This is a genomic window from Photobacterium angustum, from assembly GCF_002954615.1.
In the GTDB taxonomy this organism is placed as follows: Bacteria; Pseudomonadota; Gammaproteobacteria; order Enterobacterales; family Vibrionaceae; genus Photobacterium; species Photobacterium angustum_A.
The window spans coordinates 180626-194577 of record NZ_MSCJ01000003.1 but is presented as its reverse complement, the minus strand read 5'-3'; the positions used below and the strand labels follow the sequence as shown (position 1 = coordinate 194577).

Annotated in this window: 13 protein-coding genes; 9 read left to right on the top strand and 4 right to left on the bottom strand. The window is 40.5% G+C overall.

The genetic code is table 11. The features are described from left to right. Nucleotides 1-90: 90 nt before the first annotated feature. On the top strand, nucleotides 91-1158 hold the full coding sequence (locus BTO08_RS15545; RefSeq protein ID WP_105061597.1) for a methyltransferase: 1068 nt from the start codon (nucleotides 91-93) through the stop codon (nucleotides 1156-1158). 10 nt (nucleotides 1159-1168) lie between these two features. Here BTO08_RS15545 and BTO08_RS15540 read toward each other — a convergent pair whose 3' ends face one another. Next, nucleotides 1169-2047 (bottom strand): alpha/beta hydrolase, encoded by an 879-nt coding sequence (locus tag BTO08_RS15540; RefSeq protein WP_105061596.1) that lies wholly within the window; start codon nucleotides 2045-2047, stop codon nucleotides 1169-1171. Between the two features lie 247 nt (nucleotides 2048-2294). Here BTO08_RS15540 and BTO08_RS15535 point away from each other — a divergent pair, with 247 nt between their 5' ends. Both BTO08_RS15535 and BTO08_RS15530 read left to right on the top strand, forming a co-directional pair. Next, on the top strand, nucleotides 2295-3536 hold the full coding sequence (locus BTO08_RS15535; protein ID WP_105061595.1) for an NAD(P)/FAD-dependent oxidoreductase: 1242 nt from the start codon (nucleotides 2295-2297) through the stop codon (nucleotides 3534-3536). A gap of 152 nt (nucleotides 3537-3688) precedes the next feature. Further along, nucleotides 3689-3904, top strand: a complete 216-nt coding sequence (locus tag BTO08_RS15530) for a DUF465 domain-containing protein (protein ID WP_105061594.1) — start codon at nucleotides 3689-3691, stop codon at nucleotides 3902-3904. Nucleotides 3905-4403: 499 nt separating this feature from the next. Here the strand turns inward: BTO08_RS15530 and BTO08_RS15525 are convergent, their stop codons facing one another. From BTO08_RS15525 to BTO08_RS15515, 3 genes are all read right to left on the bottom strand, one after another. After that, complete coding sequence (locus tag BTO08_RS15525; protein ID WP_105061593.1) at nucleotides 4404-6359, bottom strand: MAC/perforin domain-containing protein; 1956 nt, start codon at nucleotides 6357-6359, stop codon at nucleotides 4404-4406. Between the two features lie 632 nt (nucleotides 6360-6991). Then, a complete protein-coding gene (locus BTO08_RS15520) occupies nucleotides 6992-7213 on the bottom strand; it encodes a VF530 family DNA-binding protein (protein WP_005366553.1) in 222 nt (73 codons plus the stop codon). A 161-nt stretch (nucleotides 7214-7374) separates the two neighbouring features. Then, a complete protein-coding gene (locus BTO08_RS15515; protein WP_105061592.1) occupies nucleotides 7375-8436 on the bottom strand; it encodes a helix-turn-helix domain-containing protein in 1062 nt (353 codons plus the stop codon). Nucleotides 8437-9831: 1395 nt separating this feature from the next. On the opposite strand from BTO08_RS15515, the gene BTO08_RS15510 reads away from it, so the two are divergent. From BTO08_RS15510 to atpA, 6 genes are read left to right on the top strand one after another with little or no spacing between them, the layout of a single operon-like run. Next, a complete protein-coding gene (locus tag BTO08_RS15510; RefSeq protein ID WP_045148492.1) occupies nucleotides 9832-10230 on the top strand; it encodes an ATP synthase subunit I in 399 nt (132 codons plus the stop codon). A gap of 1 nt (nucleotide 10231) precedes the next feature. Beyond that, entirely contained in the window at nucleotides 10232-10999 is a 768-nt protein-coding gene (gene atpB / locus BTO08_RS15505; RefSeq protein ID WP_105061591.1) for a F0F1 ATP synthase subunit A, read from the top strand. A gap of 53 nt (nucleotides 11000-11052) precedes the next feature. After that, on the top strand, nucleotides 11053-11289 hold the full coding sequence (gene atpE / locus BTO08_RS15500; RefSeq protein ID WP_004727739.1) for a F0F1 ATP synthase subunit C: 237 nt from the start codon (nucleotides 11053-11055) through the stop codon (nucleotides 11287-11289). Between the two features lie 52 nt (nucleotides 11290-11341). Then, nucleotides 11342-11812: a F0F1 ATP synthase subunit B gene (gene atpF, locus BTO08_RS15495; protein ID WP_105061590.1), complete on the top strand. Its 471-nt coding sequence runs from the start codon at nucleotides 11342-11344 to the stop codon at nucleotides 11810-11812. 14 nt (nucleotides 11813-11826) lie between these two features. After that, on the top strand, nucleotides 11827-12375 hold the full coding sequence (locus BTO08_RS15490) for a F0F1 ATP synthase subunit delta (RefSeq protein ID WP_105061589.1): 549 nt from the start codon (nucleotides 11827-11829) through the stop codon (nucleotides 12373-12375). 13 nt (nucleotides 12376-12388) lie between these two features. Then, complete coding sequence (gene atpA / locus BTO08_RS15485; protein ID WP_105061588.1) at nucleotides 12389-13930, top strand: F0F1 ATP synthase subunit alpha; 1542 nt, start codon at nucleotides 12389-12391, stop codon at nucleotides 13928-13930. Nucleotides 13931-13952: the final 22 nt, after the last annotated feature.

Here is a 13952-nt window from a genome sequence, read left to right as displayed (position 1 = left end):
ACTAATGACAAATAATTTGTTTTAAAACAATAAGAGTGAGTAAAGGGTCGATAGAATAAACGCCAACTGTATAACCTATGAAGGTGTTGTGTGACCGATTATTCTGTAGATCCTTTTAATGCTCTTGATGCAAAAACAGAAGCGCAAAAACTTGCTTTTGCTCCTATCGTATTTCAAACCGCTAAATCACTGCGTGATCTTGGTATCCTCGCGGCATTAGATGAAGTAAAAAAAGATGGGTTGGATGCTGTTGCAATTTCAAAGCGAACAGGGATCAGCGAATATGGTGTAAAAGTGTTATTAGATATGGGGCTAAGCGCACATATTGTCACTTGGCACGCGCCAAAATACCGTTTAGCTAATCTGGGGCATTATTTACTGCATGATGGCATGACTCGAGCAAATGTCGATTTTACCGCAGATGTTTGTTACGCCGCGATGATGCACCTTTCTGAATCCATTAAAGAAAGCAAACCCGCAGGCCTTGTTGAACTAGGCGATTGGGAAACCATTTATCAAGGACTATCTCAATTACCTGTAGCCGCCAAAGATAGTTGGTTTAATTTCGATCATTTCTATTCTGATCGTTCATTTCCGTTGCTACTTGAACGTGTATTTGCGAAAAAGCCTAAACGCTTATTTGATATTGGCGGTAACACGGGTAAGTGGGCGCAACAGTGTTGTGTGTATGATCCTGATGTGAACGTTACTATTATCGATTTACCACAACAAATTGAGATGGCGCTTGCGCAAGCCCAAAAAAATGGACTGGCAGAACGCATTTCGGGTGTGGGCACTAACTTACTGGATAAATCTCAAGCATTACCGCAAGGAGCGGATGTGTGGTGGATGAGCCAGTTTTTAGATTGTTTTTCACCGATGGAAATACTGAGTATTTTACGTCGCGTACGTGAAGCTATGTCGCCTGATGCGGTGGTGTATATTTTAGAGCTTTTCTGGGATGCACAGCGTTACGAAGCAGCAACCTATAGTTTGAATGCGACCTCGTTATATTTCACTTGTTTAGCCAACGGTAATAGCCGTTTCTATCGCAGTGATGATTTTCTAGAAATCGTCAAAGAAGCGGGCTTTATTGTGACAGAGCGCGAAGACAATATCGGTTTAGGTCATACATTGTTAACTTTATCAGCCGCATAAACGAACCGAACTATTCATTATAAGCGATCATTTGCGTGGCTTGCTCTCGGTTATTTTGTCTCACGTATTGCTCGGTGTTAACTAACCACTGGGCAATGTTTTGCTGATAATGAGGGTGGTCGCCTGTCATGGCTCTCGCGTGTCGACAATCATCGAAAGCCATAAATTCTTTATTCCCCTTGAGCTGTTGATAGAGTGTTTCACCAAATTCAAATGGTACAACGCTATCTTCTTCACAGTGTACTAACAAGGCATGACTTTCCGGCACACGATGCAAACTCTGCTCTGCGGCATAATCATCTCGCATAATTACCAGTGCAAACCAATCATAGAGTTTACCGAAAGGACTTTGGCTTAAAACAAACTGCGCTTCTTTAACGTAACTGGTAAAGGGGGAGTCGAGAATAATGCCGTCAATTTCAATCGGATTATCAGCCCAAGCCCGTAAAAAAATATTACTGCCAGTAGAGGTAGCGACAACAAATAACGGCTGGTGGTTATATTGATTGATGTAATTAAGGATCGAAATCGCATCAAGGTACGCATCTTTGTCTGTTGCCGTCCCTGTTGAATGACCAAAGCCTGAATAGTCGAAAGTGATCACGCTAAAACCATAATCTGTCAGCCATGCGACTTTTTCTTGGGTTTGCTCCATTTGCCCACTGTTGCCATGAAAGTGAACCACAGTACCGCGAAGATCAGGCGACGGTATAGAAGATATATTAGTAGGGTGATAATAGCGATAAGCAATTTTATTGCCAGAGAGCGAATCAAGCCAAACGACCTCTTTACTTGGCATATCATTATTTGATGGTGAGAAAAATGCTTGGTTTGCACAACCAGATATTACAGGAAGTAGTAACAGAGTCAGAAGCAAAAAAGAGTTCATGGGCATCTTCCTGATTTTTCATGACGTATTAACAGTGTGTACGTCTTAAAACGAAAATGTGATCTCTCCTGTGAGAAAATAAAACAATGTCCCTAATTGCTATTTTTTAAGATAAAGAGATCCCCGTTGTATGGTGTGAAGAAATAACTTTGTTAAACTCTGCGCTGATAATATATCCAAACCGATCGTTGCTTCTTATCTCACTCCCGTCAGGTAAGACACTTATAGCGTTAATAAAAGGAAAAAGATGTTGAACAGTAGACAACGTACCCAAGTTGCGATTATTGGCGCAGGCCCATCAGGCTCTGTTGCAGCAGCGTTGCTCAATCAAAATAATATTGATGTTGTTGTCTTAGAGAAAAACACTTTTCCTCGTTTTTCTATCGGCGAAAGCTTATTACCTGCCTGTATGGAAGTGATCAAAAAAGCCAATATGCTCGATGCAGTGATAGGCGCTGATTTTCAATATAAAAATGGCGCTGCATTTCGCCGTCGTGATACCTATACGGCGTTTGATTTTCGCGATAAATTCACAGCAGGCGCTGGTACGACTTATCAAGTACAGCGTGGCAATTTTGATAAAGTGTTAGCCGATGAAGCGGCCAAGCAAGGGGTTGAAATTCGCTATCAACACAGCGTAGAAGCAATTAAATGTGGCGACACTCGCTCAGTTATTACGGTTCGTGATGAGTTAACAGGGCAAATTTATACGCTAGAAGCAGACTTTATTTTAGATGCTAGTGGTTTTGGGCGTGTATTACCGCGTTTACTCGATTTAGAGCAGCCGTCTTGTTTACCTGTGCGTCATGCCATTTTTACCCATGTGGTGGATCATATTGAAGATAGCGGTGTTGAGCACGATCGTGAAAAGATTTTAATTTCCGTTCACCCAACTAATGAAGATGTGTGGTTTTGGCTTATTCCATTTAGCAACGGGACTTGCTCATTAGGTGTGGTGGCAGAGCCTGAATTTTTAGCCCAATACGATGCTGATGAAAAAACAGCATTGCAGCAAATTGTGGCACAAGAGCCAACATTAAATAAGCTGCTCAGCAAAGCTGAATATGCGAATCCTGCTGCGCAAATTGGCGGTTATTCTGCCAATGTAAAACACCTTGCGACGAACAACTATGCGTTATTAGGCAATGCAGGGGAGTTTTTAGACCCTGTATTTTCATCAGGCGTGACCATTGCAATGCAATCGGCAGATTTGGTTGTTAGCGCCTTATTGAAGCAATTAGCAGGCGATGACGTTAATTGGCAGCAAGAATATGCCGATAAATTAATGGTAGGGGTAAATACCTTCCGTACCTATGTAGAAGGTTGGTACTCTGGTGAATTACAAAAAGTGATTTTCTATACCGAGCCCGATCCTAAAATAAAACAAATGGTATGCTCGATTCTGGCAGGTTATGCATGGGATCAGAAAAACCCGTTTGTTGCCCAATCTGAACGCCGTTTAAGAACCCTCGCTGAAATTTGTAGTTAAGTCGCCTTGCGCCTATTTAAAGCCATGTTCAATGGCTTTAAATAGTAATATTTTTTTTCATAAATAGAGCAGAAAAAGTGTGATTTTTGTCTTAATTTAATTAGATATAAGGCGTATAACTAAGACATAAGCTATTTATGAGGAGAGTTCCGATGTTTCCAGAATACAAAGAGTTAATCGATTCTTTAAAAGGCAAAGAAGTTGCTTTTGATCGTCTATACAATAAACACAGCGAGCTAAATGCTGAAATTGAAAAAATGACTGCGAAAGACGGTTACGACGAAGATATTATTGATAAGCTTAAAAAAGAAAAACTATTGCTTAAAGATGAAATCTTGGCTTATTTAAAAAGTGTAGAAGCTAAATAATCATTTATTAATCAACAATAAGTGAAAAGAAACAGAAAAGATAAGTGAGAGCTTTTCTTTTCTGTTTTTTATTTGTCTGAATATAGCAACCAATAACGAATGGCTATAGTGAACAGGTTGCGTGACTCATAAGATAATCTGTATTTATCACTGTGATCATAGCTTCGCCCAACACACTTTTGGACAAAAATGCGTTAGAGCCGTTGCTCGAAACACCTCCAAGAGCATTATGACTCTTTTCTGATGTGTCCGTAAAATCGGGGTTAAACCCAGGGCAATAAGCTAGGCACTAGCTTCGAGCAAGACACCTAAAAGACTTAAAGCACTGAGAGAAGCTCTGCCAGTGCTCTTCATTGAAAAAAGCCCAGCCCCTCAAGGAGATTCAAACACCGCAATCCTGTTAATCGCAATGCGGCTCCGTTTAAGTGAACTGCATTGCGGGCATGGGGGGCTTGGTCTGTTGATTTCTATTCACTACCAATCATTTACTGGTCAGTGATTATTCACTTGGCTTCGTCAGAGGGTACCACCTCAACTCACAAACTGGGCTACCTTCCACACTATTGTACTCAGCCATGTATCGAAAGCCTTTCGGCACTGGTAGCAGGACACTGTTCTTTGGTACATGTACGTCAGCGTTTTTATGATGATTGTGAATGGATGTCCCTGCCAATGGTTTGCTACCTAGCAGATCCTCACCGTCGGCAATGGCTTTGAGTATAATTTTTGCCTCTTCATTCTTCTCTAAATCAACGGTATCAGAGTGTAAATACGCCAGCAAAAAACCATCGGTTTCCGCTTTGAATGTGCTTTCTGGGGTACGATTTTCAGGCTCACCTATCTTGGCAAATTGAGCGTTAAGCTGTACAAAGAACGCTTTGGCTAGTGGGTTTTGTGACGTTTTAGTGAAAGTGATCGTAATGTTATCGCCTTCGCGCACAGGGGCACAAAAACTGTTATTAGGGATATAGGTATTTGCATCCGAATAGCGATGTTGCGAGGCTGCAGCGACGGTAGCGTTATTCACTTCCAAGTCGATATAACCACGCGAGCCATTAATCTCATTCCAATTAATGTAGGCCACTACAAACCCATCTTGCTTGGCTACAAATTTGGCAGTTTCAACGTTTTTATCTGAGGTTTTGGAAGACAACACTTGTTCTTCCCACTCCCCCAACCCTGCATGGTTGGGGTCACCCATCGCAATTTTATGCAAACTCAATTTTGCGGGTAACGATGACGTATCTTCATTGATGACATTATAATACGTCTCCAGTTTCACCGGCATCGTTAAACTGGCATAAGGGACTTTGGTGTTACCATTAGGCCAGTAATGTTGTGATGCCTGTGCATACAATTCGTTACATGACTGACTCGGTGAATTAAGACCTTCAATAAAGGTCCGTGCGCCATCGTCTTCACCTCTATCCAAGTAACCGATCACAAACGCATCACCTGCACTCTGTTGAGAGACGACGTATGGTTTGAAAGGTACTGGTGTCCCCAGTAATCCATCCTCGTAGGCTTTTTCGGTGACGTATTTCTGAAGTGCTGTATAGATGTTGTTAATAACATCCTGTGAAGCACCCGCTATTTTCACTGCTTCAGCAATACACTCCAAAGTTGAAATCTTGGTCGTTGGCATGGTGGGACAATTTAACAGAATGCTCGGTGTGTCATAGATAGAGTTCGACCACTCCTTAAGATCACCGCCTGGCACAAAATCGCCACCAAGTGCATCCAATGTGATCGTGGTCTGCTCTTTATGCTCTTCCAAGAACGCACTCGATTTATACGCGGCTTCAATGGAAAACTTACCACTCGCCACAAACCCATCATAACCAGCTGAAATAGCACCCGACACATCATGTACCGACGTGTTTTGCACCAGACTGGTATCAACGCGCGTTTCCATGACAACCTGTCCACCCATGGTGCCCATACTCAAATAATGGGTGCCATAGTTCTTAAATAGCTGAAAATACGCAGCTTGTTCTTCTTTTGTAACGAGTTCTTGCGGTAACTTCTCTACCGCTGCAATAAATTCATCAGTCAAATCAGCAACGGTAAATTCCAAGCGTTCAAAATTAAACACTTCTCTTAACATAAAGTTCAACGCATAAGACGATTCTGTTTGCGTGAAAAGGTTGCCGTGATATAAATATTTCGAGCTTACTGAACCGGAAAACGACACCCCTGTGTACTCGGCTTCCACAGCAATTGAGTACTGGCGGTCGTAATCAGATTTTGATGCCATCAGCATAGAGTTGCTCTGTCGATAAAAATGGGAAGCAGTGCTAGCACTGATCTGATCAGGAATTGCGGCCTCTTTACCATCCCAGGTCACCGTTTGACCAGAATTATTTGTTAACTTAAACAATGGTTTAGAAAGAAAGTTGCCTTGTACGGCATTAAATGCATTTGCTACGTAGATATTCAGTTGTGGAATTTGCATTGGTCACCTCATTGTCTGTGAAAAAGTAATTGCAATGCCAGATTAATCTGTACATTAATGGCAGGCTCTTTAGCCTAGACCAGAGAGAAGGCAGCGAGTAGATTACAGTCGCTTGCACCTCTACTATGTGCAATTGATCGCATATAGAGGGGCTATATTTCGCCTTGAGCGTTATATAGGGCAATAGACTTAGCTACCCCTCTAGCCAAGAGAGACTGGTTTTTATCGGGCACCCTCGTAGAAGAAAACGTGGTACTAACAACAGGTTGAGGCTTGTAAATCGTCGTAGCATGCTTCTGATTTGAACATTATGCTTGCGCGAACTCGGCCTTTCACGGGAAAGTCAAGCAAGTGGTAACTAGTTTTATCTTACTTAAAGCACTTGAGTTTTTACGGTTCTTTCGCTTGGTGGTTCGCTCTTATTTTTGATGTATTACCTAGCAACTCATTTCGGGGCAGAAAAGAGCTAGAACAACTAACCGCATTTAATGACATCGATATCATTATTCGGATTGGTTAAACAATATAGTAAGACTGTTTATTGCGGTGGTTATTAAAGGGGGGAGGTGAGCAGCGAAGAAGAAATGGCATACCTGACTTATGTATTAGTTAAAGTGCGTATGCCAATCGGGTTACTTACAAAAAGTCTCAATATATAAGGCTTCTACTTTGTCTCTTGCCCATTGGGTTTTGCGTAAAAACTTTAAAGACGACTTAATAGAGGGATCGCTGTAAAAACAGTTAATTTTAATTCTTGCATCTAGCCCTTCCCATCCGTAGTGCTCTTGTAAACGCACAAGGATCTTTTCTAACGTCAAACCGTGTAATGGGTTGTTGATTTGTTCTTGGCTCATGATTGAGTGTTCCTACCATCGCGAAATCTGTCGACGGAGTTTAGCAGAATGCGCCTGTCTGGTTTAAGGTTTTCACAAAAATTAAGCCTATCTCGTTAGCTTATCTCTCACAATTAGCTGCCTATTTAGCAGCTAATCGAACAATAGTGGGGTAACGAGTCTTAAATGAGTTCCCAATGTGAAACCACACGCGGTGCTATTGTTTGGTTTTTACTGGTTAACTGAGACGGACACAGCCCCGTCCAGCGTTTGAACGCGCGTGAAAAAGTACTGAGATCAGAAAAACCTAATTGCTGTGCAATGTCAGCTAACCCTAACTCTGAATTATCTAACAGGGATAACGCCATTTCTAATTTATAGTTTTCTAACACCCCACGATAGCTTGTTGATAAACATGCTAAACGTCTATTTAAGGTGCGAAAGCTGATGTCCATTAAACTTGCGATATGGTTGCCAGAAGCCGCCTCTAAATCGGGTAGGCTTCTGAGCGCACGGTAAACTTGATGAATCACATTGTTCTGCTGGTAGTTTACTAGCTGATGTTTTAACTGCCATAAGCTGTTTTGATGGATCACGGGATCAGAATCGGTTAACGGTAAGGATAACGACTTTTTACTAAAAGTAAGGCGGATCAAGGGAAAGCTATAATGGCACTTTATATTCAGTGCAGATGACGCAATCAAGTTATCAAATAACTGTTGTTCGATGCGTAAATTGGTCAGCGAGGGTAAATACGCATCACCTTTAAGTGTTGTTGTGCCCCACGTTTGCTTGATGACATTCAATAATAGCGCAAAGTGTAAAGCCAATAAGGATAGGCTTTCTGTTGAATGTTTTGCGATGGGTTCATTACTTAATAGCCACAGGTTGATGTTGTCACCTTTATTTTCATCTAAATGAAAACGAATAGAGCTATTGAGTAATGCGCTGTAGTTGCACAGCGTATGTAATTGCGTGTAGCGATCAGGGCTAGTCCATAGCGCTAAACTATAGAAGTTAAAGGTTAAGGGATTTACTGATTGGGCTATTTTTGTAATTTGGGTGGATAAAGCATGATACTCAGGCGTGATTGTTGAGAGGTATTGTTTTAGCCATAGACCTTCAAAATGTGTCATGTCAAAGGTGTGATTCTCTTCAATATTGAAGTTTGCAAAAGGAATGACACTTTTCCAACCTGAAGAGATTGTATTTTTTAATGATGAGAGTTGAGATTTGACTTCCATTGTTACTTATATACCTCATAAAAGTTACATCTCAGAAACATACCAGCGTATTAAAAGACAAGATTAAATAGAGGGTAAAAATTAATGTTACTAAATGCGGTTATCAGTTAGTTGATAATGTGTCTTTAAAGTAACAGCTATGTGTCGTTGTCTTTATTTCTTTATCAGTAAATATGTATCATCGTTGTTTTGTTTATTTACATTAGCAATGTTTGTAGCACATTAATATTGTTTATTTTGTGCTGATTCTACGTATGTCAAAGTTGTTAATCTATAATTATAGCTCAAACAGTCGATAAATTTTGTCGGATAGCTCTATTTTTATTACGATTCATATTTATTATATATAACCCTAATTGGTAAATATAATGGCTGAATTTAGCAATTCTTACCTTCTCTATTTTATATTTAGGACTGGATGCATATATTGACTTTTATATTTTATTTTTAATGTATTATTTATGCTCTGTGCTTGGTGCATATTATCGCTCGCAGTGAGCGATATTATAAATATAATATTGTCTGTTTTTTATGACTTAGAATTGTAAATTACAACGTTGAAAATCGCTTTTAATGAGCGTTGATTTATATTTGTTGAGCTTAAAAATGAAAGTTTTTTAGTGCCGTTAAGGGCTTTTATTACCTTTGTTTATCATCATCTTATTATTTCATTCTGTAACATCTCATTTTAAATAAGTACGTTGTTCCGCTTCCTTATTTTAAAAAATAATCTGACTATATATACAGTCAGTTATTTTTTTTCCTTTTTCTTCTTTTTTCGCCATAGAGTACGCCCTTCCTGTGTTGGTTGTTATCGCTTTTCTTCCTTGATCTAGCAGTGAAAGAGGAAGAATATGAGCTTAAATCGCGTGATTTTGACGTTTTAAAATTGAAATTTATTGCAAAAAAAGACAATAAATAGCAAATAACCGTCAACTTTTATGGTTGATAATAATTATTAGTACGTCGAAAGTTTTGTATTTCGCTCATTTTGATTATTGATGTGAATACATAATTATTCGCTTTGCTTACAATATAATCCATTCGGGCTGCAATCATTTACTTGCTCAAAAATGAAAAACATTGATTTCATTTTTTTTAATGGCGTTAGTGATAACGATCACGTAAATTTTAATCATCAAGAGGTGGCGGCAAAGTTATTGATTTTAAATGTATTGCAATTTGCATTACGGAAAATAACACTTTTCTGCTTTGGTATTTAATATTTACTTAACATTTTAGTTGATGAGATATTTGCTCTTGGTGAGGTTATTTTCTCTTGCGATGTTATTCATTATTCATGTGTGTGTGAGTTTGATCATAAGTTGAAATAATCTATAACAAGTTGAAATGGAGGGGTTTAGCAGGTTATTGCATAAATAAAGAGGATTAGAAATGAATACGAAATCTGGTTCTAGCGATATTTTATCTGCAGCAAAAGTAATAGTGATAGGGCAAGTAATATTAGGTTTACTTTTTATTTGTTTCGCTTCTATTACTACTAATTGGTTTGGCGTTAAATCTTCAATTATTGGGGTGGCTATTGCAGTTATTCCTTCGTTGTTAGGCTTAAGTGCCGCTGCTTTTAAAATAAAAACAAATAAAGACATTAGTATTCGATATTTAGCCAAACTTAATAGTTTTATTAAGTGGGTTTATACCGCGGTAATGATTTTAGCTGTTGTTCGTTTTATTCCAGTAAATCATGTAGCTATGTTATTAGCTTATAGCGTGACATTTTTAGGATGCTTTTTAACCCCGATACTTAACAAACCTCAATTTAGGATGACGTAAGGTGGAAGCAGTAACTACCGCTCACGAATATATTGAGCACCACTTAACATTCCTTACTGTAGGCCAAGGTTTTTGGAGCCTAAATATAGACTCCATGTTTATGGTATGGGTGTTAGGTTTACTGTTCATCGGTGTCTTTAAATATGTTGTTAGCCGCGGAACCTCTGGTGTTCCAGGTCGATTGCAATGTTTTATTGAAATCACCTATGAATTTGTAAACAACCTTGTTAAGGAAATTTTTCAGACGAGAAGCAAGATAGTCGGGCCTTTAGCGTTAACTATCTTCGTGTGGGTTTTCTTAATGAATATGATCGACTTAATTCCTGTCGACTTCATTCCTGCATTAGCACGAGCACTGGGCTTTGAACACTTCCGTGATCTGCCTTCTGCTGATGTGAATGTACCGGTGTCGATGGCGTTAGGTGTGTTTATTTTAATCATTGGTTATACCTTAAAAACTAAGGGACTTGTTGGCTTTATTAAAGAGTTAACAACACAACCATTTGAACACCCATTGTTGTATCCGGTGAACTTCGTTTTGGAGTTGGTGACATTAATTTCAAAACCAATTTCTCTTGGACTTCGACTCTTCGGAAATATGTACGCAGGTGAAATGATTTTTATCCTGATTGCATTAATGCCGTGGTGGATGCAGTGGGCGTTAAGCGTGCCGTGGGCATTGTTCCACATTTTAATTGTGTTCCTTCAAGCCTTCATCTTCATGGTACTAACTGTTGTGTACCTAGCGATGGCAACGGAAGAACATTAATAAATTAAGTTCGATTTAAGTTTTATCTATTAAATAAATTTTTGGAGTCATTCATGGATATTGTAAGTGCAGTTCTTTACGTTGCTGGTGCGCTTCTCATTGGTTTAGGTGCGGCAGGTGCGGCAGCTGGTATCGGTAATCTTGCTGGTAAATACCTTGAAGGTGTTGCACGTCAACCTGATTTAACCCCTATGCTACGTACTCAGTTTTTTATCATGATGGGTCTTGTGGATGCGGTACCTATGATTGGTGTGGGTATTGGTCTTTACATCATCTTTGCTGTGGCTTAATAGCCAGAACTACCGTTATAAATCATAACGTTATTTAAATAGTGAGGATGGTATGAATTTAAATGCAACCATGCTTGGTCAGGCAATCTCATTCGTGATTTTTGTTTGGCTCTGTATGAAATATGTTTGGCCACCGCTAACTGCGTTAATTGACCAACGTCAGCGCGAAATCGCTGAAGGACTGATTCATACCGAAAACGCGTCAAAAGAACTTGAATTAGCAAAAGCTAATGGTGAAAAGCTTCTGGATGATGCGAAGAAAAGTGCAAATGAATTAGTCGAGCAAGGTAATAAGCGTCGCGCTCAAATTATCGAAGAAGCCCAAGCGGAAGGTGAGAAAGAAAAAGCTCGCATTATTGCTCAGGGCAATGCTGAAGTGGAAAGTGATCGTAATCGTCTTCGCCAAGAACTCCGTGCAGAAATGTCTGACATTGTGATTGAAACGGCGCAGAAACTGATTAACCGTAACTTAGACACAGATGCTAACCGCGATCTTGTTAATAAACTCATCAAGGATATGTAAGCGGAGAGCACATTATGTCAGATCCACTAACTATTGCTCAGCCCTATGCCAAAGCAGCGTTTGATTTCGCTCTTGCCAATGATGCATTGGAACAATGGGAGCAAATGTTAATTATCGCAGCAACGGTTGCTAGCCAACCCGTTATTGCTCAGCAAATTGAAGATAGCGAGCAGTTTGGCGAGCATGACTCATCAGCGTTTACTGACATGTTCTTGGGCGTTTGTGAGGGGCTGCTGGATGAACATGGCCAGAACCTGATCAGAGTAATGGCTGAAAATGGACGTCTAAATGTGATTGCGCAAGTTGCTGAATTGTTCCATGAGCTGAAAGAAGATCATGAGCGCATGATAACAGCGACAGTAACAACAACCGAGCCGTTAACAGATGAGCAGAAAGCGAACCTGATACAGGCGCTGCAAAAGAAATTAAATCGCAGTGTTGAGCTTGATTGTCACATTGATGAGTCGCTAGTTGGCGGAATGCTAATCAAAGCCGGTGAAATGGTGATTGATGGCTCGCTAAAAAGCTCTATCAACCGACTTGCTACAAGCCTTCAGGCGTAATAGGTAATTAGATATGCAACTGAATTCCAACGAAATTAGCGATTTAATTAGACAACGAATCGCCACCTTTAACGTGACCAGTCAGGCACGTAATGAAGGTACTATCGTCTCTGTAAGCGACGGTATTATTGTTATCAATGGTCTTGCTGATGTTATGCAAGGTGAGATGATTGAACTTCCAGACAACCGTTATGCATTGGCACTTAACTTAGAGCGTCACTCTGTAGGTGCGGTAGTGATGGGTCCTTACGCTGATCTTGCTGAAGGCATGAAAGTAACAGGTACCGGTCGTATCCTCCAAGTGCCAGTAGGTAAAGGTTTATTGGGTCGTGTTGTTAACACCCTTGGTCAGCCTATTGATGGTAAAGGCGCGATTGACAACGATGGCTTTGCGCCTGTTGAAATAATCGCACCCGGTGTAATCGATCGTAAATCGGTTGATCAGCCAATCCAGACTGGTTACAAAGCGGTTGACTCTATGGTGCCAATCGGTCGTGGTCAGCGTGAGTTGATCATCGGTGACCGCCAGACAGGTAAAACAGCGATGGCGATTGATGCCATCATTAACCAGAAAGATTCTGGTATTTACTCTGTGTATGTGGCCATTGGTCAAAAAGCATCAACAATTGCTAACGTTGTGCGTAAGTTAGAAGAAAACGGCGCGCTTAAAAATACCATTGTTGTTGTAGCATCAGCGTCTGAAGCGGCAGCCCTTCAATACCTAGCCCCGTATGCGGGTTGTACTATGGGTGAATACTTCCGTGACCGTGGTGAAGATGCTCTGATTGTTTATGATGACCTGTCTAAGCAGGCTGTTGCTTACCGTCAAATCTCACTATTGCTTAAGCGTCCACCGGGTCGTGAAGCCTTCCCTGGTGATGTCTTCTACCTTCACTCACGTCTACTAGAGCGTGCATCACGTGTAAATGCTAACTATGTTGAGCGTTTTACTAACGGTGAAGTGAAAGGTCAAACAGGTTCATTAACTGCGTTACCTATCATTGAAACCCAAGCGGGTGACGTATCAGCTTTCGTACCAACCAACGTAATTTCGATTACTGATGGTCAGATCTTCTTGCAGACTAACTTGTTCAACGCAGGCTTACGTCCAGCGGTTGACCCGGGTATTTCGGTATCTCGTGTTGGTGGTGCCGCGCAGACTAAGATCATTAAGAAACTGTCTGGTGGTATTCGTACCGCACTTGCACAGTATCGTGAATTAGCAGCCTTTGCTCAGTTCTCATCGGATCTTGATGATGCTACACGTAAACAGCTAGACCATGGTGAAAAAGTAACTGAGCTAATGAAGCAAAAGCAGTACGCACCTATGTCTGTCGCTGAGCAAGCACTTGCTATTTTCTCTGCGGAGAAAGGTTATTTGAATAACGTTGAGTTATCTCAAATCGGTGCATTTGAAGAAGCATTAATGGCATTTGCTAAGAGTCAGTCAGCTGAATTACTAGCAAAAATTAATGAGTCTGGTGATTACAACGATGACATCGAAGCAAGCTTGCACCAGCTTCTAAAAACATTCGTTGATACCCAGTCGTACTAAGCGACGAGAACATTTCCGTCCA

What these genes read in the sequence shown, in the direction of transcription:
- atpF (WP_105061590.1), top strand. Translation starts at nt 11,342, where the DNA reads ATGAATTTAAATGCAACCATGCTTGGTCAGGCAATCTCATTCGTGATT.
- atpA (WP_105061588.1), top strand. Translation starts at nt 12,389, where the DNA reads ATGCAACTGAATTCCAACGAAATTAGCGATTTAATTAGACAACGAATC.
- BTO08_RS15540 (WP_105061596.1), bottom strand. Translation starts at nt 2,047, where the DNA reads ATGAACTCTTTTTTGCTTCTGACTCTGTTACTACTTCCTGTAATATCT.
- BTO08_RS15515 (WP_105061592.1), bottom strand. Translation starts at nt 8,436, where the DNA reads ATGGAAGTCAAATCTCAACTCTCATCATTAAAAAATACAATCTCTTCA.
- BTO08_RS15525 (WP_105061593.1), bottom strand. Translation starts at nt 6,359, where the DNA reads ATGCAAATTCCACAACTGAATATCTACGTAGCAAATGCATTTAATGCC.
- BTO08_RS15530 (WP_105061594.1), top strand. Translation starts at nt 3,689, where the DNA reads ATGTTTCCAGAATACAAAGAGTTAATCGATTCTTTAAAAGGCAAAGAA.
- BTO08_RS15510 (WP_045148492.1), top strand. Translation starts at nt 9,832, where the DNA reads ATGAATACGAAATCTGGTTCTAGCGATATTTTATCTGCAGCAAAAGTA.
- BTO08_RS15490 (WP_105061589.1), top strand. Translation starts at nt 11,827, where the DNA reads ATGTCAGATCCACTAACTATTGCTCAGCCCTATGCCAAAGCAGCGTTT.
- BTO08_RS15520 (WP_005366553.1), bottom strand. Translation starts at nt 7,213, where the DNA reads ATGAGCCAAGAACAAATCAACAACCCATTACACGGTTTGACGTTAGAA.
- atpE (WP_004727739.1), top strand. Translation starts at nt 11,053, where the DNA reads ATGGATATTGTAAGTGCAGTTCTTTACGTTGCTGGTGCGCTTCTCATT.
- BTO08_RS15535 (WP_105061595.1), top strand. Translation starts at nt 2,295, where the DNA reads ATGTTGAACAGTAGACAACGTACCCAAGTTGCGATTATTGGCGCAGGC.